This is a genomic window from Pseudoalteromonas sp. Of11M-6, from assembly GCF_022347905.1.
Lineage (GTDB): Bacteria > Pseudomonadota > Gammaproteobacteria > Enterobacterales > Alteromonadaceae > Pseudoalteromonas.
Map to the genome: position 1 here is coordinate 211,913 of NZ_JAKRFW010000001.1, position 22,856 is coordinate 234,768.

Here is a 22,856-nt window from a genome sequence, read left to right on the forward strand (position 1 = left end):
TGCGGCACTCCGTTATTGTGGAAGAATAAATTTGCGCTCTTTTTGCCATTCATCAGGTGTGAATGCACGAATACTAACAGCATGCATAGTGCCGTCTTTAATAGTATCCATCAGTGGGCCGTAGATCAGCTGTTCTCTTTTCAGCCTTCTTAATCCGTCAAAACACGTTCCAACAGCAATGACTTCGTAGTGACTACCATTAGCTTTGACGATGATCTCGTCAAGCGATAGTGTATCTCTCAATAAAGTTTCGACTTGATTTGTTTCCATTAGACTCACTCAAATAGGGTTGTCACCTGTCCCAACTCCATTAAATTTTGCAGTTGCTCAGGCGTATTTTTCAGCTCGAGACGAATGTCGCGCTGTTTCAATTGACCTAAAGAGTGAATTAACCAAGCTAAGCCCGCGGTGTCAACCCTTGTCACCTCAGAAAGGTTAAAATAGACGGTTGATTGTGCATTTTTCAACACTTGAACGATGGTCGACTGTTTCAGTGCGCTTGGTAAACTCGCTCTCGTAAGCTCACCAGTTAACACGATTTCACCTTTACTTTCGGTGAATGAAATATTAGGCGTCACCATCATCCCCTCTAAATTGCACCGGAAGCTTGCTCTTCTTATCTAACAGTTGGATCACATGCTCAATACCTTGCTGACGCAAAATACCATGTAGCTCCGATTGTTTGGCATCTAGTAAACTAATGCCTTCCGCCATCATGTCAAAAGCACGCCAGTCACCGTCTTGCCCGCGTCTAACTTTAAAATCAATTTTGATATCAGGCTTACCTGGTTCTACAATTTTGGTCTTAACAACCACCACAGCCTCATTCTCAAATGGGCGATGCTCACCAAATTCTACCTTTTGGTCTTTATATTGAGTAAATACACCAGCATAAGTCGCTACCAAGTAATTTTTGAATACCTCAATAAACTCTCTAATATGCTCGACAGCAGCGGCTTTCTCCTCTTTACTTTCAATGTTGCGAACCTTTTGAATATAAGAACCTAATACACGATACGCAGCATATTTGTAATCAATGTAAGGCAAGAGCTCTTCTTCTACGATAACGCGTAAGTGTTCTTTGTCTTTTTCAATGATATTTTGCTCTTTCGTAACACGCTGAAAAGTTTGCGCCGCAACTTGCTCTACCATTTTATAAGGATCGCTTGAATCCACTTCTTTCGCCTGAACCAATGCGGTAGCCATCAATGCTACAAACAAAGTCAGACATTTTGCATAGATGTTTTTTAACATATTTACTCGCTCCCTTGATTAAATAGGAACTGACCAATTAGCTCTTCTAATACCAGTGCCGATTTTGTATCTGTGATCATGTCACCGTCTTTTAGCGCTTTTGTTTCCACACCAAAAAGAGACTCAAGATCAACGCTATCTTCACTCGTTACTTCCTGACCAAGACATTTTTGCTTCGCAGATTCAGCAGCAATAACCGGAGAAATACCTAAATACTGCTCACCTAAAATGCCCGACGTCAAAATCGAAACCGACGACGTATCGGAAAACTGACACTCGTAGTTTTTATCTAAACTCATTGAAACTACTGGCACGAACTCTTGTGGATGGATGTGAATTCCATCAACACGGCCAATCACAACCCCACCCACCTTAATTGGGGCACGAGTTTTCAACGAACCTATATTTTCGAACTTAGCATGCAAAGTGTAAGTTTCACCGTTGCCGCTTAAGCCTGAGTTAGCCACCTTTAGCGCCAACATAACAAATGCAGCAATGCCCAATGCCACGAACAAGCCAACTAAAATTTCTATTTTCCGTGTATTCATTTTTAAAACCTTTTAACTTGAGAACATAACCGCTGTTAATACAAAGTCAAAGCCAAGTACAGCCAGTGAAGAATGTACTACCGTCTCTGTCGTCGCTTTACTTATTCCTTCTGAAGTAGGAATACAGTCATAGCCTTTGTATAGCGCGATCCAAGTTACTAATAGTGCAAATACGAAACTCTTAATAAGACCATTTAAGATGTCTTGTTGAAACGACACTTGCGATTGCATAATTGACCAGAAGCTACCTGAATCTACGCCTAACCAATCAACACCCACCAAGTGTGCGCCTAAAATAGCGATCGCAGAGAATATCAGTGCGAGTAACGGCATACTAATAAAACCGGCCCAAAAACGGGGGGCAACCACGCGCTTAAGCGGGTCTATCGCCATCATTTCTAAACTAGATAATTGCTCCGTTGCCTTCATCAAACCGATTTCTGCAGTTAACGCACTGCCTGCACGTCCTGCAAATAAGAGTGCGGTTACCACAGGGCCCAGCTCTCTAAGTAAACTCAAAGCAACCAAAGGTCCAAGGCTATCTTCAGCGCCATACCCAACTAACACGGTATAGCCTTGTAATGCCAATACCATGCCGATAAATAAACCAGACACCATGATAATCAACAATGATTGATGACCAACCATGTAAAGTTGCTTTATCAACAGCGGCGTGCCTTTTCGGAAATTAGGTAAGCTACATAGCGCCCCAAAAAGCATTGTTGTGGCACGGCCAAGTGCGGCAAAACGGCTGAGGGTTTTGTGGCCTAGTTTTTGTAAAAAGTCGACCATACTCACTCTCCTTGCAACAGCGCTTGCTGATAATCTGGCGCTTTAAAGTGGAATGGCACAGGACCATCCGCAAGGCCTTGTAAGAACTGCTGCACTAATGGCGATTCGTGTTCAAGCATCTGTTCAGGGGTTCCCGTACCAATCACACCTTGTTCAGCAATAATAACGACGTGGTCAGCAATGCTCAGTACTTCGGTGACATCATGGGTAACTATCAACGACGATAATCCCAACACTTCATTAAGCGACTTAATCAAGCGAACTAGAACACCCATGGAGATCGGATCCTGACCTGCAAACGGTTCATCGTACATGATTAATTCAGGATCAAGCGCAATAGAACGCGCTAAAGCCGCACGTCTTGCCATACCACCAGAAAGCTCTGCCGGCATTAAATCTTTTGCACCACGAAGGCCAACCGCTTGGAGTTTCATCAACACCACTAAACGGATTAACTCTTCAGATAATTCAGTATGCTCGCGCAGAGGAAACGCCACATTATCGAACACGCTCATATCAGTAAACAAAGCGCCACTTTGAAATAACATGCTCATGCGCGTTCGAGCTTGGTATAAAGCTGCTCGAGACATGTTAGGGATACTGTTTCCAGCAAAAAGAATATCACCGCTATCAGGCTTAAGCTGACCACCAATCAGTCGCAACATGGTGGTTTTACCAATGCCGCTCGGCCCCATTATTGCGGTAATTTTGCCTTTTGGTACGGAAAAGCTCATGTTTTTGTAGATGATCCTTTCACCCCGAGAGAAGGTTACATCCTTGATTTCTACAATTGACTGCGACAAGTCGCTCTCCAGATCCAGACTATATTCATCCAAGTATGATACTTTTTTTTCAAACAAGATGGAAAATCGTTTTGGTAAAATTTTGTAAGTAGTGAAATGTAACGGTTTGCTTATACTTTCCAGAGCGCTTTTGGTAGTATCTATCGAAATTTTAATCCTATTGGCTAGAGGTTCATGGTTTTATCGTTTGTTATTCTCATTCTTGGCTTTATTGCACTGGTTTGGAGTGCTGACCGCTTTGTTTTTGGTGCGGCCGCTCTTGCACGAAACTTTGGTGTACCAACATTAATTGTTGGTTTAACTATCGTGGCCATGGGTTCTTCAGCACCAGAAATGATGGTTGCTGCGCAAGCCTCTCTTGCAGATAAAACAGACACCGCCGTGGGCAATGCCATAGGTTCTAACATCGCCAATATCTTACTCGTTTTGGGTCTCACCGCGTTATTAAGGCCACTCTCCGTTGGCTCTGGTATTTTGCGCCGCGAAATGCCGCTGTTAGTCGTCGTTTCATTGGCAGCTTGGTATATCGTTAGTGATAACCACTTTAGTTTCGTAGAAGGTGTTTTGTTATTAGTCGGTTTCGCCGCTTTTCTTCTTGCACTTATCATTATCACCAAGCGTGGTGGTGGAGATAATGATGACCCATTTGTCAGTGAAGCCTGTGAAGAAGTGCCAAATAATATTCCAACTCAAAAAGCTGTTTTCTGGTTAATCGTGGGTATGATTTTACTGCCTATTAGCGCGGACTATCTCGTTGGCGCTGCGGTTGATATCGCCAAATATTTTGGCATGAGTGACCTGCTAATAGGATTAACCATTATCGCCGTTGGTACTAGTTTACCCGAGCTTGCTGCTTGTGTTGCTGGTGTACTAAAGAAGGAGGACGATCTAGCGCTTGGCAATATTATTGGTTCGAACATCTTTAATATATTGGCCGTGCTATCCATTGCTGGGATCATTAACCCATCCGTCCTCGACGCCAATATTGCGTCACGTGATATATTTATTATGCTTGGCGCGACACTGCTGCTTATCCTAATGAGCCTCAGCTTAACAGGTCAGCGCCGCATCAACCGCTTGGAAGGTGGCATACTTGTCGCAAGCTTCGTCGGTTATATTTACTACATCATTTAAGGAAGCCTTGTGACAACGAACCCATTTATTGATTCTGCAAATCAAGTTTTTGCTACCGAACTTGCAGCAATAGAAGAAGTGCAACAGTTTGTTGATCAGCAATTTGTAAAAGCCTGTGAAATTATGTTTGGCTGTCAAGGTCGCATCATCGTGATTGGCATGGGTAAGTCCGGCCACATCGGTAACAAAATCGCAGCGACACTCGCAAGTACTGGCAGCCCCGCATTTTTTGTTCATCCAGGTGAAGCAAGTCACGGCGACTTAGGTATGATCACCAAAGATGATGTGGTACTGATGATCTCCAACTCAGGGGAAACCCAAGAGGTGATCTCAATCCTACCTGTAATTAAGCGCTTAGGGGCCCCCGTTATTTCCATGACAGGCAACCCAAGCTCTACGATAGCTCGTAATGCGACGGTTCACCTTTGTGTTAAAGTATCAAAAGAAGCCTGCCCATTAGGACTTGCACCCACGGCAAGCACCACAGCTACGCTAGTGATGGGTGATGCGCTCGCGGTTGCGCTACTTGAAGCCAGAGGCTTTACGGCTGATGATTTTGCACTTTCCCACCCTGGTGGTAGTTTGGGAAGACGTCTACTGCTAACCGTTGCTGATGTCATGCATCAAGGGAATGCTATCCCTATGGTCAATAGTCATTGCACAGTTAAAGAAGCTTTATTTGAAATGTCCGCTAAAAGTTTAGGTATGACGGCAATCGTAGATGAAAGCTCGCAATTGCAAGGTATTTTTACCGATGGTGACTTGCGCCGTATTATCGAACAAAAGGTCGATATTCACACCACCCCAATCACGCAAGTGATGACGGCTAAAAGTACGACGGCACGCGCCGATATGCTCGCAGCTGAGGTACTCAATATTATGGAAACCAAACGGATTAACGGCTTGATTGTGGTGAACGAAAACAACATTCCAGTTGGCGCCTTGAATACGCAAGATTTACTTAGAGCGGGGGTGCTGTAATGCAATTTGAAGATTTATATCAGACGATTTCAACTGAAGCTTGGGAAAAAGCAAAACAAATCAAATTATTAATTTGCGATATTGATGGCGTATTCTCAGATGGCCGTATATACCTTGGTAACAATGGTGAAGAACTGAAAGCATTTAATACCAAAGACGGGTTTGGTATTAAGGCCTTGATTGATAGTGGTATCGAAGTCGCCGTTATCACAGGTAGACATTCACAAATAGTTCAGCAACGCATGACTAGTTTAAATGTAACTTATATTTACCAAGGTCAAGAAAACAAGTTAGTGGCATATGATGAACTGAAGACTAAGCTCAACCTTAATGATGACGAAATTGCATATATTGGTGATGATGGCCCAGATCTACCCATAATGGAACGAGTTGGTTTTGCCGTTGCCGTCAATGATGCACATCCTCTTGTTAAACATATCGCCCATTACACGACCTTGATGCCAGGTGGCTTTGGTGCCGTGAGAGAACTAACTGATCTTCTAATGCTCAGCCAAAATCACTTATTGACTTCCAAAGGATCAAGTACATGACCGTATTACGTGTCATCTTACTCATTGTTTTCGCTTCTTTAATGGTATGGATGTGGTCGCCCATGTTTAATCCATCAGAGGCGGATCCTGCAAAAGAAGATGAACCGTTAGCTAAACCCGATTATGTTGCAACCACGCTTCAGCAAACGACCTATAGTGAAAATGGCTTATTAAACTATCAGGTAACTGCTGATAAGATGGAGTTGTATCAAGATCTTGGCTTTAGTCACTTTGAAAAGCCCATTTTCACCTTATATAACGGTGAACAGAATTGGCAAATAAGCGCATTAGAAGCAACCCTATACGAAAACAACACCTTGATATTAGAGGGCAATGTGTTGGCAAAGAATTTAACGCCTAACGCCATGATCACGGATATCAATGCCGATAATGTAAGAGTTGAAATTAAGCAAAAATTGATGAAGTCGGAACACCCTGTCGTTATCAACGGTCCTAGTCTTAGGATCACAGGTAAAGGGCTGCATGCGGATCTACAAAAGCAAGTGATCGAACTCATCAACCACACAAAGACAATTTATTATGACCAGTAAAATCATTAACAAACTAGTTTTCATCGGCTTGCTTGCAAGTTCTACTCTAGCAATTGCTGCAGAACAAAATGAAGTCATTATTGATGCTGGCCGTCAGCAAGCGCAACTGCAAAGCAACATCGGTATTTTTGAACAGAATGTTGTTATTATTCATGGCAACAGAAAGATAAATGCCGATCGCCTAGAGGTCCACCGTCGCGCGGAACTTGGCATTAACAAGCAACTGCTTGTGGCAACTGGCAGCCCTGCCACTTTTAGCGAACGTCAACCCGATGGCAACTTGCTAGAAGCCAAAGCAAATGAAATCCGTTACGACGTAGCGAAGGGAACCCTAGTGATTTCTGGTGATGCTGAAATCAATCAAACTGGGCAAAAAATCAATGCTCAAGTCATCACCTATGACATTGAAAAGCAATTGATCAGCGCTGAGCGCTCAGACCAAGAAGACTCTCGAGTAAGAACCATCCTTGTTCCTGTTGATGACAAAAAAGACGCTAAAGAGAAAAAAGCGCAGGAAGAAGGTAACAATTAATGAGCGAGCTCAAAGCAACTGGTCTAGCAAAGAGTTATAAGGGTCGTCAGGTCGTCAAAAATGTTGGTTTAAGTGTTCAGGCTGGCAGTATTGTAGGCTTATTAGGACCAAATGGTGCAGGTAAAACCACTACGTTCTACATGATTGTAGGGTTAGTACCAAGCGACAAAGGCTATATTCAGATTGATGACGAAGATATCACTTTGTTACCGATGCACAGCCGTGCACGACTTGGTATTGGCTATCTACCGCAAGAGTCTTCAATCTTTAGAAAACTCACGGTCTATCAAAATTTGATGGCGATTTTAGAAACTCGAAAAGACTTATCTAAAGTTGAAAGAGAAGCTGAACTAAACGAGTTACTGGATGAGTTTAATATTCAACACATTCGCGACTCACAGGGCATGGCATTGTCGGGAGGCGAAAGAAGACGAGTCGAAATTGCTCGCGCTTTAGCCGCAAACCCTAAGTTTATCCTGTTAGATGAACCTTTTGCTGGTGTTGATCCTATTTCGGTGTTAGATATAAAGACAATCATAGAGCACCTAAAAAACCGTGGTATCGGTGTGCTTATCACCGATCATAACGTTAGAGAAACACTGGACGTATGTGAAAAGGCCTACATCGTTTCACATGGTGAGTTAATCGCTGCAGGCACGCCAGAACATGTTTTGGCAGATCAAACCGTAAGAGATGTCTACCTAGGCGAACAATTCAAGCTATAGTTAAGACGTAGTATTAATAACTGTTAAAAAGGATTGTTAGAGATACATGAGGCAATCATTACAGCTGCGCATGGGGCAGCAACTTACAATGACTCCGCAACTGCAACAAGCCATTCGCTTGCTGCAGCTTAGTACATTGGATCTGCAACAAGAAATACAAGAAGCATTAGACAGCAATCCATTGTTGGAAGTGGAAGAAGGTGATAATACTGACGGCGAAAACGCTGACCAACACAGCCAAGAAAAGAGCCGTGCTGACGACAATCAAGATTCAGCCGATGAAACGCAGGTTAGTGACTATGAGATAGACTCAGATACCGCCATGAGCAAAGACACTGTGAGCGATGACCTTGCCATGGATGTCACTTGGGACGAGTATATGAGTGCAGCGCCTGCTGCAAGCTCAGGTCCACTTCCCGATGACGATAATGTTTATCAAGGGGAAACCTCTGAATCTCTCCACGATTATCTCATGTGGCAACTCGAACTGACACCATTTAGTCCAACAGATAGAGCTATTGCGATTGCGATTATTGAAGCGGTCGACCTGTCAGGCATTCTAACACTGTCTTGCGAAGACATTTTAGAAAGCATTAATGACGAGAATAGCGAAGAGCCTATTGAGCTAGATGAAGTCGAAGCCGTACTCAAACGCATTCAGCTTTTTGACCCTGTCGGTATCGCAGCGCGTAGTTTACAAGAATGCTTATGCATTCAGCTAAACCAATTCGCCCCAGATACCCCATGGATTGCCGAAACAAAAATGATCCTGACAGAGCATATCGACTTGCTTGCCAGCCGTGACTATCGAACTTTGGCTAAGAAAACGCGCCTTAAAGAAGCCGATCTCAAAGAGGTCATGACGTTAATACATAGCCTTAACCCAAAGCCTGCGGCAAGCATTATTCATGAAGAGCCTGAATATGTGATCCCTGACGTATCGGTGAAAAAAGTAAAAGGTCGTTGGGTCGTAGAGCTAAATCCTGATGCTATGCCTAAAATAAGAGTAAATGACCATTACGCTGCGATGTCTAGAACGGCGAAATCCAGTACGGATAGTCAGTTTATTCGCTCACATTTACAAGAAGCAAAGTGGTTTATTAAAAGCTTAGAAAGCCGAAATGATACTTTATTAAAAGTTACCAATTGCATTGTGCAACAACAACAGGCATTCTTTGAACATGGCCCCGAAGCAATGCGCCCTATGGTGCTAAATGATGTTGCTGAAATGGTTGAGATGCATGAGTCCACAATTTCCCGTGTGACAACACAAAAATACATGCATACACCTCGGGGAATATTTGAGCTGAAGTATTTCTTCTCTAGCCATGTAAGTACGGAAAATGGAGGTGAGTGCTCTTCTACAGCAATTAGAGCACTTATCAAAAAGCTGATAGCTGCAGAGAATACCGCGAAGCCATTGAGTGACAGCAAAATTGCAGATATCTTAGCTGAGCAAGGAATTAAGGTAGCGAGACGTACGATTGCAAAATATCGTGAATCCCTAGCCATTCCACCGTCAAATCAGCGTAAAAGCTTGATATAAGACGTAAAACCCAAGAAGGAAAAATGCTTATGCAACTAAATCTAACTGGTCGCCATGTAGAAATTACTGACTCATTAAGAGACTATGTCACCAACAAGTTTGCGAAGCTAGAAAGGCACTTTGATCATATCAATAATGTGCATGTGATCCTTGATGTCGAGAAACTAGTACAAAAAGCAGAAGCAACATTACACGTAAACGGCGGCGAGCTATTTGCATCAACAGAGCATCAAGATATGTATGCCGCAATTGATGGCCTTATCGACAAGCTAGATCGTCAAGTTATTAAACACAAAGAGAAGCTCACTCGACACTAAGATGAAATTAAGTGAATTAGTGAACAAGGACTGCAGTAAAGCTGCGGTCCTTTTTAATAGCAAAAAACGTATTTTAGAATACATCAGCGAACTGGCTCATAGCCAAATTCCAAATACCAGTCAGCATGCTATCTTGGACGCCTTAATGGCGCGAGAGAAATTGGGCAGCACAGGGATCGGTAAAGGCATTGCCATTCCCCATGGTCGACTTGAAGGTTTGGATAAAATCCTTGCAATGGTGCTTGTCAGCGAGCAAGGGATCCAGTTTGAAGCCATAGATAAGCAGCCTGTCGATATTTTTGTCGCGTTCATCGTACCTGAAGGTGATAATCAACAACACCTGAAGACCTTAGCGGCGATTGCTGATACACTCAAAGACAAGTCTTTTTGCAAAATGCTTAGGCAAGCAAAAAGTGATGATGAGTTATATGCAGTGATCCAAGGTGAACTTGATGAGTGATGACGAAAAAGGACTCGAGCTTATCATTATCAGTGGCCGCTCAGGCTCTGGTAAATCTGTAGCGCTTCGAGTATTGGAAGACTTAGGCTACTATTGTGTGGATAACATTCCGGTCAATTTGCTGCCGTCTTTAGTCCGCAGTGTTTCGGACAATTATAATAAAATTGCAGTCAGTATTGATGTTAGAAACTTACCTAAAGAACAGGACGAGTTTAATGACATTCTTGAATACTTACCAGGCTTTGCCAAACCTACCCTGTTTTATTTAGACAGTGACGATCAAACCCTGATAAAGCGCTTCTCAGAAACACGCCGTTTGCACCCTCTTTCACTGCATAATCTTCCATTAGATGTTGCGATAAAGAAAGAACGGGAATTGTTAGACGTGCTGATCACTCGCGCCGATTTTCTCATTGATACTACAGGCCTGAGCGTTCATCAACTTGCAGAAGATATCCGCGAAAAAATCTTAGGTAAAAAAGACAAACAACTCATTATTACCTTTGAATCTTTCGGCTTTAAACACGGCATCCCAAAACAAGCGGATTACGTTTTTGATGCGCGCTTTTTACCCAACCCACATTGGGAGCCTGAGCTTAAGCCGCTAACTGGCTTAGATCAGCCAGTCAAAGACTATTTGTCGAGTCACAGCATCGTGCAAAAGTTTACTTGGCAGATCCAAACCTTCGTACAAACTTGGTTACCACACTTAGAGCGTAACAATCGCAGTTATCTAACGATCGCAATAGGATGTACAGGTGGGCAACATCGCTCGGTATACTTAGCGCAAACCATTGGTGAACGTTTTGCTAAAACCCATCCCAACGTCAAAATTCGTCACCGAGAGCAAGAGGGTTAAATGTTAGAAGATACGTTTTTAATCCAAAACAAACTCGGCCTGCACGCTCGAGCAGCGACGGTTCTTGCGCAATTAGCAACCCAATTTGATGCCGAAGTGACCTTATATCAAGGAGACAAAAGTGCTGCTGCTGACAGCGTACTAGCGCTGTTGTTACTTGAAAGCAGCCAAGGGAAAGAAGTCCGAGTGGTTTGTGAAGGTCCTGATGCTCAGTATGCACTAGACGCCATTGGCGGACTGATAGAAAATAAGTTTAATGAATCCGAGTAATCGTCAGTAAAACAATAAGGCCTGATTCATTTACTCCCTGCAAATCTCCCCCTCCTCCGTAACCAAAGTGGTCTAATAAGTCTCTCATAATTAAGCGTAAACCTTGGTAGTTCCTAATAAACTGAGTTACACTGTAATACCAATTTAGGTTTCTTTCGTGCAGTAAAGCGAGTTGCCGGAAAATCCTACTTTATCGTTGCGTACACCTTTAACGTGTATTAACGATAGCAACCCACCAGCAGAAACAACACGAATAAAATTCAAATTAAGAAATTGATTTCTGCGATAAAATAAATGAATAGGGTTAACTTAATCACGTTAGCCACCATTAATATCAAAAAGGATGCCTATGCCTGAAGTATTTGAACAAGACTACACACTGGAACAACTCCAAAAGGTAACTAACGCCTTAAACAGTGGTCAGTTTGTTCAAGTTAGGCGTATGCTCGCAGAAACAGCACCTTGTGACACTGCACTGCTTTTAGAATCATCCCCTCATAAAGTTCGCTCTATGCTGTGGCAGCTTGTTGACCCAGATATCCAAGGGGATGTCTTAGAGGAACTGTCAGAGGACGTAAGACTTGGGATCATCGCCCAGATGGAGCCGGAGCTAATTGCCGCCGCTACAGAAGACATGGACGACGATGACCTTGGTGATGTCCTAAGAAGCCTGCCTGATACCGTCTACCAAGACGTTATCGGTGCGATGGATAGCCAAGATAGAGAACGTGCGACACAAGCTTTGTCCTACAAGGAACACTCTGCCGGTGCGCTAATGAGCACCGACACGGTCACTATTCGACCCGATGTTACCTTAGAAGTTGTATTTAGATATCTACGCCTTAAAGGCGAATTGCCAGATGGTACGGACGAGTTGTATGTAGTTGATAAAGACAACTGCTTTTTAGGCACACTGCCTGTCAATACCTTATTAACTAAGTCTCCTGACAGTATGGTTCGAGACTTGATGGATGAAGATAAGGAAACGATCCCTATCTCCATGGATGAGTCTGAAGTGGCGCAGCTTTTTGAGCGTCATAACTGGATCTCAGCTCCCGTCGTTGACGATAACGCCCATTTGCTTGGCCGTGTCACCATTGATGACGTTGTTGACGTTATTCGTGAAGATGCTGAGCACAGCTTGTTAAGTATGGCAGGTCTTGAAGATGAAGAAGACACCTTTGCGCCAGTTTTAAAAAGTAGCCAGCGCCGCTCTATTTGGCTTGGGATTAACCTGCTAACTGCCTTGATGGCTGCGTTTGTTGCAAGCTTCTTCGAAGGTACTTTGGATATTTTACCTATTCTCGCGGTGTTAAATGGCATAGTACCAAGTATGGGCGGCGTTGCCGGTAGCCAAACGCTAACCCTAGTGATTCGCGGTATTGCCCTTGGTCATATTAACCAGACTAACCAAAAGTTTTTAATGGGTAAAGAGCTGGCGATCGGCGCCTTAAACGGCGTGCTGTGGTCTGTCTTGATCGCTGGGGTTATTGCTATATGGCAGTGGGATTTTACACTCGGTGCTGTAATTGCCTTCGCAATGTTTATGAACTTAGTCGCAGCGGGTATCGCGGGTGCCAGTATTCCAATTATGTTAAAGAAAATGAATATCGATCCAGCGCTAGCTGGTAGTGTGGTACTAACAACCGTTACCGATATTGTCGGGATCTTTGCATTCCTTGGCACCGCAACTTGGTTATTAGTGTAGCAGTAACAGTGTCGAAACGGCGGGAAATGCTGGTTAAAACCAGCATTTCTTGAGCTGAGAGAGGGAGTTATTCGCCCGCTATTTGCATATTATTGAGTAGTATAGAGCCGGTTTGTACTGCGCCTCGGCATTCAATATCAGCGCCAACGCCTTCAATCCCCATAAACATATCTTTTAAATTACCAGCGATAGTAATTTCACTTACAGGATATTGAAGTTCTCCATTTTCGACCCAAAAACCAGCAGCTCCCCTAGAGTAATCACCTGTTACCGTATTAACACCTTGCCCCATAAGTTCAGTGACTAACAAACCAGTGCCCATCGACGCAAGTAGGCTGGTTAAATCGTCGTGTGTTGGTTTTACTAACCAGTTATGGATCCCACCTGCGTGACCTGTCGCTTGCATATTCATTCTACGTGCAGCATAGCTTGCCAATAAGTAAGTATTGAGCACGCCATCTGTGATAATTTCACGGTCGATGGTTTTTACACCTTCGCTATCGAAAGGACTCGAAGCAAGCCCTCTTAATAAATGTGGCTTCTCTTCAATGTTAACGCAGCGATTAAAAATTTGTGTGTCTAAAGAATCCAACAAGAAGCTAGACTTACGATATAGCGCGCCGCCACCAATACCTGACACTAAGTGCCCAAATAAGCTGTTAGCAATATCCGCTCGAAAAATAACAGGCACTTTGCGCGTTGACACCTTACGACTGCCTAATTTTGCAAGCGTTGATTGTGCCGCCTCTAAACCGACTTCTTCAGGGGATTTTAGCTCCGTGTGCACGCGAGATAACGCATATGCAGAGTCCCGTTGCATTTGCTCACCCTCTTTACCAATCACCATGGTGCTCAGGCTGTGTCTGGTACGTGGGAACCCTGCAATTAAGCCATGACTATTGCCATATACACGGATCCCTTGGTGGCTCGATAAGCTCGCGCCATCAGAATTCACGATTCGAGGATCGAATGCTAACGCAGCTTTTTCAGCAGTAATACATTGCTCAATGGCTTCATCAGGAGAAACTTGCCAAGGATGGAAAAGATCTAAATCTGCTGGTGACATCTCTAGCAAGGCTTTATCCGCCACACCATTACAGGGGTCATCCGAGGTAAATCGAGCAATATCTACGGCTTTTTCAACCACTGAGCGCAGGGCTTCAGGACTCAGATCCGCGGTTGATGCTGAGCCTTTATGATTACCCACATAAACGCTAATACCAAGACCACCATCTTGATTAAACTCAATGGTTTCAACCTCTCCCATTCGTGTACTTACAGACAGACCAGAGGTACTAGACATCGCCGCTTCTGCCGAGGTTGCACCTAGTTTTTTAGCATGCGCTAACACATCGGCAACTGCATTTTTCACATCATCAATTTGATTATATATAGGGTGTTGTTGAGGTTGAGTCATAGATACCTTATCCGCTCGCTCGTCTAACTAAAACATATTAGTTAATATGCTATCACAGCTACTAACTATTGTAGTGATCAATTGTGGTATACTCTAATGTTAGAGACCTTAATATTTACTAGTATAGACAAGACCGATGGCTAAACACGAGCAAACGACCGAAGAAGAGATTATTTACGTTTCAAAAAGCGAGCTTAAGCGCGAAGCGCTTGAGTTGCATGAACTAGGCTGTGAAATCGCAGGGCTTGGCAAGAAGCAGCGTGAGAAGTTACCTCTAACGGACGAGCTTAAAGAGGCCATGACTGTTGCGGATAGGATCCGTGCTAAAACAGATGCTTACCGTCGTCATATGAACTACATTGCCAAGACATTGCGTAGTACTCCAAATGTCGAAGATATTCAGGCTGCGATGGATTTGATGCTAAATAAGAACAATAAAGCAGACGTATTGCTGAATAAGATTGAGCTTATTCGCGATGAAGTGATTGCCAAAGGAGATAGCAAGATTAATGAGCTATTGGATAAGTATCCTGAACTTGAGCGTCAAAAAATGCGCCAGATGGCGCGCCAAGCAAGTAAAGAAGTAAAAGCTGAGAAGCCAGGCAAAGCCTACAAAGAGCTGTTCCAGTATTTAAAAGAAGCAATTATGCCGTAACGCTATATTGTGCTCTGATACAATACAAAAAGGCGCTGATGCGCCTTTTGCTTATTACTTTTTGCTTATGAATAGTTACCGCAGGTAGTATTACGCTGTACCACCGACAGTAATTTCGTCAATCTTCAAACTCGGTTGACCGACTCCCACAGGGACGCTTTGACCATCTTTACCACATACCCCAACGCCTCTATCAAGCGCAAGGTCATTGCCTACCATAGAGACCTTTTTCATCACCTCTGGGCCATTGCCTATAAGCGTTGCACCTTTAATTGGTTGGGTTATCTTACCATTCTCAATTAAGTAGGCTTCAGACGCTGAGAATACAAATTTACCGGAGGTAATATCCACTTGACCACCGCCAAAGTTACTAGCAAAAATGCCTTTATCTACGCTACGAATGATCTCTTCTTGACTGTGCTCACCCGCAAGCATGTAGGTATTTGTCATTCTCGGCATCGGCAAATGGGCATAAGACTCACGACGCGCATTACCTGTAGGCGCCACGCCCATTAAGCTCGCGTTTTGCTTATCTTGCATATAGCCTTTCAAAATACCATTTTCAATCAGTACGTTGTATGCCGCTGGCGTACCTTCATCGTCCACATTCAAAGAGCCGCGACGGTCGGCTATCGTGCCATCATCCACCACAGTACAAAGACTCGAAGCGACTTGTTCACCTATTTTGCCACTGAATGCAGAGGCACCTTTACGGTTAAAATCACCTTCTAGGCCATGTCCAACAGCTTCGTGTAACAAAACGCCCGGCCAACCAGAACCGAGCACCACAGGCATCGCACCTGCTGGTGCATCAATGGCTTCAAGATTCACGCGTGCTTGGCGCACAGCTTCTTTGGCAAACTGCATCCATCTCGGTGCACCGTCTACTAACTCTTTAAAGTAACCATAATCTAAACGCGCACCACCACCGGCACTACCACGCTCTCTGCGACCATTTTTCTCAAGGAGTACCGAACAATTTAAACGTATTAACGGGCGAATGTCGGTTGCAAATGTACCGTCGCTTGCGGCAATTAACACTTCTTCATATACCGCAGACAGCGAACTGACTACTTGCTGCGCCTCAGGCGCTAAATCGCGAATGCACTGTTCAAGCTCTCTAAGTAAAGCCACTTTATCCGCATCACTCATGCTGGTAATTGGCTGTGCTGGTTGAAATTGAATGGGTGCTTTTACGTCGCTAAATACTTGAACTTTACTGCTTTCGCCAGCTTGCGCAATGCTACGCGCAGCTTCTGCTGCTTTGGTTAACGCTTCAATATTGATGGCATCAGAATAACTAAAGCCAGTCTTCTCACCACTCACTGCACGCACACCAACACCACGTTCGATGTTGTAGCTGCCGTCTTTGACTATGCCGTCTTCCAGCACCCAAGTTTCGTGGTAGCTTGATTGAAAGTACAGATCGGCATAATTTACTTTGTGCTGATGAATATACTCGAGAGTCTGTGATAATTGCTCACGTGTCAGCTGGCTATTGGTCAGTAAATTCTGCTCTACATTACTCATAAAAACTCACTTTTAAATCGGTTATGATCCGCAACCGGCATTTTTTGCCGGATCGAATCAAGAAACGCACTATCTAGCTGCTGTGAAATAGGTTCTAAATTCGCACCAGAGTCAATTAAGACTTCACCCCAAGGCGATACAATTAAACTGTGTCCATAGGTTTCTCGGCCATTTTCATGACAACCTACTTGCGCGGCTGCAACTACATAGCATTGGTTTTCTATCGCCCTCGCCTGTAATAATGGCTGCCAGTGTGCCTTACCCGTTGCACAGGTAAAAGCACTCGGGACTAAAAATAGCTCAGCTCCCTTCGCTCTCATCATTTGGAACAAACCTGGAAAGCGCAGATCATAACACACGCTTAATCCAATTCTGCCAAATGGACTATCCACTACCACGACATCCTGTCCACGCTCTGTTCGCTCAGACTCTCGATATTGTTTAGTTTTGTCACTCACATCGGCGTCAAATAGATGGATCTTATTATAGCGTGCTACGATTTCGCCACTCGAATCAAATAAGTAACTCGCAGCCAGATATTTATCGCTCTGGCTTGGTATCGCGATGGTACCTGCCGCCAACCAAATGCTATATTGTTGACAAAGCGCTGAAAGCTCTCCAAGCAGTGCTTCATTATGCTGCGCGTATTCCCAAGTCTGTTGCGCATTGTCGCAAAACGCCAGCCAAGTTTCAGGTAAACAAACTAAGGTTGGCTCTTCCACCACTAACTTAACCAGCTGACTTTTAAGGTAATCTATATTTGTTTGGGGTGCTTTAGCCGAGCACATTGGCAATGCAATCACCTTAGCCATTACCACTTTCCTTATTTTGCGACACAAGAGGTTGCTCACTATGCTTAAGTGTAGCACTTGGATGTGATTCTGAGCTCAATGCTGGTGCTTCTTTATTGGTATTCTCATCAACTCCATCTGGCATAGCCTCTTCACTAGGAGGCACAACCGGTTTGGGTAACTCAATTTCTTTACTCTTACGATCAACCTCGGTAACCACTGGCTCTTGCATCGTTCCGGTGATTTTAAAATTAATCTCAGAGATCACTCGCGCCGAGTGGATAACCTTATCTAATGCCAGTGCAGCTAACCCCGTCACAGGGTTCACCGCCCATGCCATAATCACAGGTAAACTCGACGTGACTTGAGGTGCGACGGCTAAATCATAATTAATTTCGTGAGTATTGAGATCGGCATAGCCACGTATCGTTAGATCCGCAGGCACGCCATCGAGCTTCGCATCTTCAGTGATCGCAATACCATTCGTTAGTTGTACCGAACCACTCATACTGTTATAGAAAAAGCCTTTAGAAAACACATCTCTAAAGTCCAAGCGTAACTTTCTGATCAAAGAGTCCAAACTCAGCAATGAAAAGACACGTGCTCCTTTGTCGCTTATTTCTGCCAAGTGGCCCTCTCCTAAGCGCCAAGTCAACTCGCCACCTAGGCTAGGTAAATCCATTTCGTATGGCGCGCCTTGCCAATTGAGGACAAAATCTATGTTGGCGCGGGAGTCTTTAATTGTCGAAGTAATATCAAACTCATCCGTTAGTTCACCAAAGTCATTGCTGTTTAACGCGCCGCTTAGCGTCGTTTTACCTTGCTCAAACCGGCCACTGGCATTGAGTTTATGATCTTTTTTGTCAATCACTAACTCTGAAATATTGAGTCTATTACCATCCCCAAACAACGACATATTGACCTGATCTAACTGATATTCATCAACTTTACAGTCACCGCACACAAATTCGGTTGCAGGTAAGCTCAACAACCAATCTAATGAGTGAACGTCTTTTTCCACTGTCTCTTGCGCTTGCGGCTCCGACTTAGGTAAATTTAGACGTAAATAATCACTATTAATGTGAATAGGCCGGCTTGAGTTTGACGCTGGAATAGCCACTTGTGAGCGCATTTCTTTACTATTGATTTTAAGCTGCATCGCGCCGTCAATCGCGGCCATAGTAAAGTCAACATCATGGAAAGGGATCTCAGAGAATGTTACTTTTGAGAAAGAACCATTTACCTGATTCAGTGCTGGTAGAAATGCAGGGTCGGAACCTGAATTTGGCGCTTTGATAATGCGGTTGATCAGTGGTAACCAAGGCAACAGCTCGACTTCTTGTTGTTTGATTGTGATATCAAAACCGGATGCATTTAAGCCTTCATCTTTACTGCCAATTATCAGGTGTGCATTACGCATCGCACCGGATCCATTTTCAACGATGCCATTAAAATACAATTGATTATCTAGGCTTGCCGTAACAAGATTCGAAATATCATCCCCTAATACAGTGCCGCTTAGCAGTTTAGCTTGATCAGCAGGTTTTCCGAATGGATCGGGTAAGTGACTCGCGATCCCCCGTAAGTCACTAGCAAATTTGGCTTTATAGTTAAATCCTGCATTGGCAAAATTAAGGATAAGCTCAGTGCTCAGCACGCTATTGCCTTCAAAGTAGCCGTCAATAATTCCATTTGCGTGCGGTTGCAGTTGCTCAACCCCAGCTTCAAGACTGACCTTGGTCGTTACTTGATAATTTTGCTTATCTCCGCTTCCTGATAAGTCCAACGACAGGGGCATGTCCAGCCACCTAGCGGTCAAATTATTCACTTTGATAGTGTCATCATCGAAGCTAACCACACCTTTCACTTGCTGTAATTGCATGCCAGGCTTTGCCAAAAAGACAGGATTGTTGTCTAGGTAGATGTCACCTTTAGCATGTACGGCACCTGATTTCAGGTCGACGACCAATTGCACATCCCCTTTTGCATCACCTTTACCTTGAACAATATCTAATATATTCGCGAGTGGATCTGCGAGCGGCGTTGCCGCAAAGAAAGGCTGTAGCGTGCTCGCTTCTGTGGAGTGACTAATATCAACAGTCAGCACATCAGCGTGATTTAGCTCCGCAATACTCACAACGACACCCTCATCAATACTTTGATTAACAAGTTCTCCACGGTGTGCGTAGATATCCATTCTTTCGTTTTCGAAGTGTAGTGTGACATCCCCTGAAGTAACGCTAGGCCAATCCGGTGCAAAACCAAAAGTAACATCATTCAAACGTGATTTAACTTCAAACTGACCTTGCTTATCAGCGAATGGAAATTGTGAAAGCGCCCCACTCAGTAAGACTTGAGTCTGCAAGTGCTGACCACCTTGGATCCCTGCTTCTAAATAGTCAACTAAGCTTTTACGCATAATACTGACAGGAAAGTACTGTGAAGCGATTTCACCACGCCCACCGAGTAGCTCCGCATATAAATCAAGCCGAGGGTCATCTGATAACTGCAAGGAAAATTCTGTGGCTAATGCTACGTCTTGATTACTAAGCCAAAAGTTGGGACTGGAAACTTGCCAGCCTTGTGCTTGTTGATTGCGAATATAGACATCACCACTGAGCTGCTGGAGCTTAATATTATCTTTGAAGGTCTCTTTGGATAGTAATTCAGTTTGTTCAGCACTTAAATTGAGCCTAACTTGCTCATCAGTCGCACTCACCTCTAATCTGGTACCATAAATTCCCGGGATCCCATGAAATGGCTCAAAAGCTATCTCTTCAATAACTCCCCATGCCGCAAAAGCGTTATTAGTACCAAGACTGAATTTCGCTGCGCTCAGTTGACCATTGGGATTCATACCATACAGCAAATCTCGTCCAGGGAATTTAGCAAGTTGTGCTAACTCAGCTAAAAAGTTGGCGTTAATATCCTTTAACCAAAAGGTCTTGTTATCTTTATGCCATTTCGCTTCAAATAAAATAGGAGCAAGCGCTTCTAGATTGCGACTAAACTGGATACCACTACTTTGTACCCACCAACCTTGCTGATCTGGCTTTAACAGAAACTGCGCATCGTCTAATGCCAATGTGCGCTGATTTTCATCTTCTTGCCAAGTCAAGGTACTGGGTTTGATATCCACTGTGATATCTTGCAATGTACCTTCCTCGAAACCCAACCATAGCTGAGCATTGATGTCTGCTTTTAGGTCTGGATGCGCTAAGGTGATAAGCTCTTCTAGCCAATCTACCGGATTAACCTTATCCGCGGATACATAGATATTCCCCGCCAATTCGCGTAGCTTTCGTCCCGACAAAGAAAGACGAGCGTTAAACTGGCCTTGAGAAAACCCAGGTAATGCGATTTCTCCTGCTCCCTCATGTAATGCACTAGAGTTTTGCCACACCAAATCTTTCAATAATAAACTGTGGGTCTTACCACTAGAAAAGGTGATATTAAGACGACTGTTTTGCACCGCAAAATGCCCAACATCACCTAAGAAAAGGCTTTCAATTAATGCTTGCTGCTCAAAAGCACCTTGATCTTGAGCCGCGCTTAATTTGCTCAGATCTATATCAGCCTCAAACCCTTCCAGTACAAAATAGTTAGATGCGATCTGCATTTGTCGTACAGACTCAAATACATTGAGCTGCAAAGAGGTTTTGGCAATATTAATGGAGATTGGCGAGTCTTTATTGTCTTTAAAAGAGAGCGATTCCAACACCAGAGCAGGCCCATTGCCTTCCCAACTCGCACTGATCTGGCCAATACTAATATCAACATTCAGTTGCTTTTGGATAAGCGCTTCGATGTTACTTCTATAATCATTAACATAGGGCAAGGCGTACTTCAGCGCAGACACCAGCACCGCGAGTGTCACTAAAGTGATCGCAAAGATTTGCCACGCTTTACGCAGGCAGAAAAAACAGACGGCCTTAGCCTGCATGTACCGCTACCCTTTACATCATTACTACGTCAAACTGCTCTTGGCTATATAAGCTCTCAGTTTGAATGCTAACCTGCTTACCAATAAATAATTCAAGCTCAGCTAAATTATGATACTCATCGTTGATCAAGGCTTCGCTCACCGCTGGCGAGGCATAAACCATAAACTTGTCGGCATCATAAGCACGATTCACACGCACGATTTCCCGTAGGATCTCATAACAAACGGTTTCGACCGTTTTTAGTGAACCACGACCGGAGCAAGATGGACACACATCACAAAGAATATGCTCTAGACTTTCGCGCGTGCGCTTGCGGGTCATTTCTACAAGACCAAGTGCAGAGAGTCCATTGATATTGGCTTTCGCTCGGTCTTTAGACAACGCAGTTTCTAAAGAGTGCAATACTCGGCGTTTATGCTCGTCAGATACCATATCAATAAAGTCGATAATAATGATACCACCAAGGTTTCGTAACCTTAGTTGCCGCGCAATTGCTGACGTTGCTTCAACATTGGTATTAAAAATCGTCTCTTCGAGGTTACGATGGCCAACGAACGCGCCAGTATTGACATCAACCGTTGTCATTGCTTCTGTTTGGTCAATGATAAGGTAGCCACCAGACTTTAACTCAACCTTTCGATGTAGTGCCTTTTGGATCTCAGTTTCAACATCAAACAAGTCAAAAATGGGACGCTCACCTGGGTAATACTCAAGTGCACTTGCGAGCTGGGGAACAAACTCTTCAGTGAAAAGTTTTAGCTCTTGGTAAGTTAACTTTGAGTCAACACGGATACGCTCCATGTCCTCACCAACATAATCACGCAAGGTGCGAAATGCTAAGGTAAGATCCTCATGCAAAATTTTTGCTTTGCTCGTTTTGCGGCGGCGCGTTACAATTTTCTGCCAAAGCTTTTTCAAAAACTCCGCATCATGCTGTAACTCTGCTTCCGAAGCTCCTTCAGCAGCGGTACGAACGATAAAACCACCGTTTTCGTCATTATATTGTGCAACGATCTCTTTTAACCGGTCACGCTCTTGTTCGGTTTCAATACGTTGACTCACTCCCACATGCGTCGCATCAGGCATAAACACCAAATAACGTGAGGGAATAGTGATATCCGTTGTCAGTCTAGCGCCTTTTGTGCCAAGCGGATCTTTGACTACTTGTACCATAATGAACTGGCCTTGTTTCACCAGCTCACGAATGTCCTGCACTTTCTTAACTGGGGACTCGGCCACCCCCTCTTCGATAGAAGCGCTGTTCACGATATCTGACGCATGTAGGAATGCCGCTTTTTCCAAGCCGATGTCCACAAAAGCAGCCTGCATACCAGGAAGAACTCGGCTTACTTTGCCAAGATAAATATTACCGACGATGCCTAGGTTACCGATCCGTTCAACTTGAACTTCTTGCAGCACCCCATTTTCGATTAAGGCTACGCGACTTTCACTTGGGGTGACATTGATTAGTAGTTCGCTACTCATATT

At 44.0% G+C, this 22,856-nt stretch carries 24 protein-coding genes; 13 read left to right on the forward strand and 11 right to left on the reverse strand.

Going from position 1 to position 22,856, the window contains the following annotated elements; all coding sequences use genetic code 11:
• Positions 1-12: 12 nt before the first annotated feature.
• From MHN32_RS00950 to MHN32_RS00975, 6 genes are read right to left on the reverse strand one after another with little or no spacing between them, the layout of a single operon-like run.
• A complete protein-coding gene (locus MHN32_RS00950) occupies positions 13-270 on the reverse strand; it encodes a BolA family protein (protein ID WP_010605927.1) in 258 nt (85 codons plus the stop codon).
• Positions 271-275: 5 nt separating this feature from the next.
• Positions 276-581, reverse strand: a complete 306-nt coding sequence (locus MHN32_RS00955) for an STAS domain-containing protein (RefSeq protein WP_010376680.1) — start codon at positions 579-581, stop codon at positions 276-278.
• Positions 568-1,254: an ABC transporter substrate-binding protein gene (locus MHN32_RS00960; RefSeq protein WP_010376677.1), complete on the reverse strand. Its 687-nt coding sequence runs from the start codon at positions 1,252-1,254 to the stop codon at positions 568-570. Before MHN32_RS00960 ends, MHN32_RS00955 begins: the two co-directional genes overlap by 14 nt.
• 2 nt (positions 1,255-1,256) lie before the next feature.
• Positions 1,257-1,802, reverse strand: coding sequence for an outer membrane lipid asymmetry maintenance protein MlaD (gene mlaD, locus MHN32_RS00965; protein ID WP_010376676.1), 546 nt, complete (start codon positions 1,800-1,802; stop codon positions 1,257-1,259).
• Between the two features lie 12 nt (positions 1,803-1,814).
• On the reverse strand, positions 1,815-2,594 hold the full coding sequence (gene mlaE / locus MHN32_RS00970) for a lipid asymmetry maintenance ABC transporter permease subunit MlaE (protein ID WP_010376675.1): 780 nt from the start codon (positions 2,592-2,594) through the stop codon (positions 1,815-1,817).
• 2 nt (positions 2,595-2,596) lie between these two features.
• A complete protein-coding gene (locus MHN32_RS00975; RefSeq protein ID WP_010376674.1) occupies positions 2,597-3,397 on the reverse strand; it encodes an ATP-binding cassette domain-containing protein in 801 nt (266 codons plus the stop codon).
• Positions 3,398-3,571: 174 nt separating this feature from the next.
• Here MHN32_RS00975 and MHN32_RS00980 point away from each other — a divergent pair, with 174 nt between their 5' ends.
• The 12 genes from MHN32_RS00980 (at position 3,572) to mgtE (ending at position 13,031) form a co-directional block, all read left to right on the forward strand.
• On the forward strand, positions 3,572-4,531 hold the full coding sequence (locus MHN32_RS00980) for a calcium/sodium antiporter (RefSeq protein WP_102055983.1): 960 nt from the start codon (positions 3,572-3,574) through the stop codon (positions 4,529-4,531).
• Positions 4,532-4,540: 9 nt separating this feature from the next.
• Positions 4,541-5,512 (forward strand): KpsF/GutQ family sugar-phosphate isomerase, encoded by a 972-nt coding sequence (locus MHN32_RS00985; RefSeq protein WP_343224368.1) that lies wholly within the window; start codon positions 4,541-4,543, stop codon positions 5,510-5,512.
• Positions 5,512-6,063, forward strand: a complete 552-nt coding sequence (kdsC, locus tag MHN32_RS00990; protein ID WP_239420664.1) for a 3-deoxy-manno-octulosonate-8-phosphatase KdsC — start codon at positions 5,512-5,514, stop codon at positions 6,061-6,063. The genes MHN32_RS00985 and kdsC overlap by 1 nt, the downstream gene beginning before the upstream one ends.
• Positions 6,060-6,614: an LPS export ABC transporter periplasmic protein LptC gene (gene lptC / locus MHN32_RS00995; RefSeq protein WP_010605932.1), complete on the forward strand. Its 555-nt coding sequence runs from the start codon at positions 6,060-6,062 to the stop codon at positions 6,612-6,614. The genes kdsC and lptC overlap by 4 nt, the downstream gene beginning before the upstream one ends.
• Complete coding sequence (gene lptA / locus MHN32_RS01000; RefSeq protein ID WP_010605933.1) at positions 6,604-7,146, forward strand: lipopolysaccharide transport periplasmic protein LptA; 543 nt, start codon at positions 6,604-6,606, stop codon at positions 7,144-7,146. Before lptC ends, lptA begins: the two co-directional genes overlap by 11 nt.
• Positions 7,146-7,871, forward strand: a complete 726-nt coding sequence (gene lptB / locus MHN32_RS01005) for an LPS export ABC transporter ATP-binding protein (protein ID WP_010605934.1) — start codon at positions 7,146-7,148, stop codon at positions 7,869-7,871. Before lptA ends, lptB begins: the two co-directional genes overlap by 1 nt.
• Positions 7,872-7,917: 46 nt before the next feature.
• Positions 7,918-9,417, forward strand: a complete 1,500-nt coding sequence (locus MHN32_RS01010) for an RNA polymerase factor sigma-54 (protein WP_102055981.1) — start codon at positions 7,918-7,920, stop codon at positions 9,415-9,417.
• 29 nt (positions 9,418-9,446) lie between these two features.
• Positions 9,447-9,734 (forward strand): ribosome hibernation promoting factor, encoded by a 288-nt coding sequence (gene hpf, locus MHN32_RS01015; protein WP_010376661.1) that lies wholly within the window; start codon positions 9,447-9,449, stop codon positions 9,732-9,734.
• 1 nt (position 9,735) lies between these two features.
• Positions 9,736-10,194 (forward strand): PTS IIA-like nitrogen regulatory protein PtsN, encoded by a 459-nt coding sequence (gene ptsN, locus MHN32_RS01020; protein ID WP_010605936.1) that lies wholly within the window; start codon positions 9,736-9,738, stop codon positions 10,192-10,194.
• Positions 10,187-11,053 (forward strand): RNase adapter RapZ, encoded by an 867-nt coding sequence (gene rapZ / locus MHN32_RS01025; protein WP_239420665.1) that lies wholly within the window; start codon positions 10,187-10,189, stop codon positions 11,051-11,053. Before ptsN ends, rapZ begins: the two co-directional genes overlap by 8 nt.
• Positions 11,054-11,323: an HPr family phosphocarrier protein gene (locus tag MHN32_RS01030; protein ID WP_010376658.1), complete on the forward strand. Its 270-nt coding sequence runs from the start codon at positions 11,054-11,056 to the stop codon at positions 11,321-11,323.
• A gap of 349 nt (positions 11,324-11,672) precedes the next feature.
• The gene (gene mgtE / locus MHN32_RS01035; RefSeq protein ID WP_227387567.1) at positions 11,673-13,031 is read left to right on the forward strand and encodes a magnesium transporter; all 1,359 of its coding nucleotides are present in this window, start codon (positions 11,673-11,675) and stop codon (positions 13,029-13,031) included.
• A 67-nt stretch (positions 13,032-13,098) separates the two neighbouring features.
• On the opposite strand, the gene pmbA is transcribed toward mgtE, so the two are convergent.
• Positions 13,099-14,448: a metalloprotease PmbA gene (gene pmbA, locus MHN32_RS01040; RefSeq protein WP_010605939.1), complete on the reverse strand. Its 1,350-nt coding sequence runs from the start codon at positions 14,446-14,448 to the stop codon at positions 13,099-13,101.
• 136 nt (positions 14,449-14,584) lie between these two features.
• Between pmbA and yjgA the strand changes: the two genes are divergently transcribed.
• Positions 14,585-15,103 carry a ribosome biogenesis factor YjgA gene (yjgA, locus tag MHN32_RS01045; protein ID WP_010605940.1) on the forward strand — a complete coding sequence of 173 codons (519 nt, stop codon included), beginning with the start codon at positions 14,585-14,587 and terminating at the stop codon, positions 15,101-15,103.
• A gap of 90 nt (positions 15,104-15,193) precedes the next feature.
• On the opposite strand, the gene tldD is transcribed toward yjgA, so the two are convergent.
• From tldD to rng, 4 genes are read right to left on the reverse strand one after another with little or no spacing between them, the layout of a single operon-like run.
• Positions 15,194-16,633, reverse strand: a complete 1,440-nt coding sequence (gene tldD / locus MHN32_RS01050) for a metalloprotease TldD (RefSeq protein WP_010605941.1) — start codon at positions 16,631-16,633, stop codon at positions 15,194-15,196.
• Positions 16,630-17,445: a carbon-nitrogen hydrolase family protein gene (locus MHN32_RS01055; protein WP_206473424.1), complete on the reverse strand. Its 816-nt coding sequence runs from the start codon at positions 17,443-17,445 to the stop codon at positions 16,630-16,632. The genes tldD and MHN32_RS01055 overlap by 4 nt, the downstream gene beginning before the upstream one ends.
• Entirely contained in the window at positions 17,438-21,367 is a 3,930-nt protein-coding gene (locus MHN32_RS01060; protein ID WP_239420666.1) for a YhdP family protein, read from the reverse strand. The genes MHN32_RS01055 and MHN32_RS01060 overlap by 8 nt, the downstream gene beginning before the upstream one ends.
• Before the next feature lie 13 nt (positions 21,368-21,380).
• A complete protein-coding gene (gene rng / locus MHN32_RS01065; RefSeq protein WP_010376650.1) occupies positions 21,381-22,853 on the reverse strand; it encodes a ribonuclease G in 1,473 nt (490 codons plus the stop codon).
• Between the last annotated feature and the right edge of the window lie 3 nt (positions 22,854-22,856).

Excerpts from the sequence above, each read along its gene's own strand:
- lptC (WP_010605932.1), top strand. The coding sequence starts at position 6,060 with ATGACCGTATTACGTGTCATCTTACTCATTGTTTTCGCTTCTTTAATG.
- mlaE (WP_010376675.1), bottom strand. The coding sequence starts at position 2,594 with ATGGTCGACTTTTTACAAAAACTAGGCCACAAAACCCTCAGCCGTTTT.
- lptB (WP_010605934.1), top strand. The coding sequence starts at position 7,146 with ATGAGCGAGCTCAAAGCAACTGGTCTAGCAAAGAGTTATAAGGGTCGT.
- MHN32_RS00960 (WP_010376677.1), bottom strand. The coding sequence starts at position 1,254 with ATGTTAAAAAACATCTATGCAAAATGTCTGACTTTGTTTGTAGCATTG.
- MHN32_RS00980 (WP_102055983.1), top strand. The coding sequence starts at position 3,572 with ATGGTTTTATCGTTTGTTATTCTCATTCTTGGCTTTATTGCACTGGTT.
- MHN32_RS00950 (WP_010605927.1), bottom strand. The coding sequence starts at position 270 with ATGGAAACAAATCAAGTCGAAACTTTATTGAGAGATACACTATCGCTT.
- rapZ (WP_239420665.1), top strand. The coding sequence starts at position 10,187 with ATGAGTGATGACGAAAAAGGACTCGAGCTTATCATTATCAGTGGCCGC.
- rng (WP_010376650.1), bottom strand. The coding sequence starts at position 22,853 with ATGAGTAGCGAACTACTAATCAATGTCACCCCAAGTGAAAGTCGCGTA.
- tldD (WP_010605941.1), bottom strand. The coding sequence starts at position 16,633 with ATGAGTAATGTAGAGCAGAATTTACTGACCAATAGCCAGCTGACACGT.
- kdsC (WP_239420664.1), top strand. The coding sequence starts at position 5,512 with ATGCAATTTGAAGATTTATATCAGACGATTTCAACTGAAGCTTGGGAA.
- mgtE (WP_227387567.1), top strand. The coding sequence starts at position 11,673 with ATGCCTGAAGTATTTGAACAAGACTACACACTGGAACAACTCCAAAAG.
- mlaD (WP_010376676.1), bottom strand. The coding sequence starts at position 1,802 with ATGAATACACGGAAAATAGAAATTTTAGTTGGCTTGTTCGTGGCATTG.
- pmbA (WP_010605939.1), bottom strand. The coding sequence starts at position 14,448 with ATGACTCAACCTCAACAACACCCTATATATAATCAAATTGATGATGTG.
- lptA (WP_010605933.1), top strand. The coding sequence starts at position 6,604 with ATGACCAGTAAAATCATTAACAAACTAGTTTTCATCGGCTTGCTTGCA.
- MHN32_RS01060 (WP_239420666.1), bottom strand. The coding sequence starts at position 21,367 with ATGCAGGCTAAGGCCGTCTGTTTTTTCTGCCTGCGTAAAGCGTGGCAA.
- MHN32_RS01030 (WP_010376658.1), top strand. The coding sequence starts at position 11,054 with ATGTTAGAAGATACGTTTTTAATCCAAAACAAACTCGGCCTGCACGCT.
- MHN32_RS01010 (WP_102055981.1), top strand. The coding sequence starts at position 7,918 with ATGAGGCAATCATTACAGCTGCGCATGGGGCAGCAACTTACAATGACT.
- yjgA (WP_010605940.1), top strand. The coding sequence starts at position 14,585 with ATGGCTAAACACGAGCAAACGACCGAAGAAGAGATTATTTACGTTTCA.
- MHN32_RS01055 (WP_206473424.1), bottom strand. The coding sequence starts at position 17,445 with ATGGCTAAGGTGATTGCATTGCCAATGTGCTCGGCTAAAGCACCCCAA.
- hpf (WP_010376661.1), top strand. The coding sequence starts at position 9,447 with ATGCAACTAAATCTAACTGGTCGCCATGTAGAAATTACTGACTCATTA.
- MHN32_RS00955 (WP_010376680.1), bottom strand. The coding sequence starts at position 581 with ATGGTGACGCCTAATATTTCATTCACCGAAAGTAAAGGTGAAATCGTG.
- ptsN (WP_010605936.1), top strand. The coding sequence starts at position 9,736 with ATGAAATTAAGTGAATTAGTGAACAAGGACTGCAGTAAAGCTGCGGTC.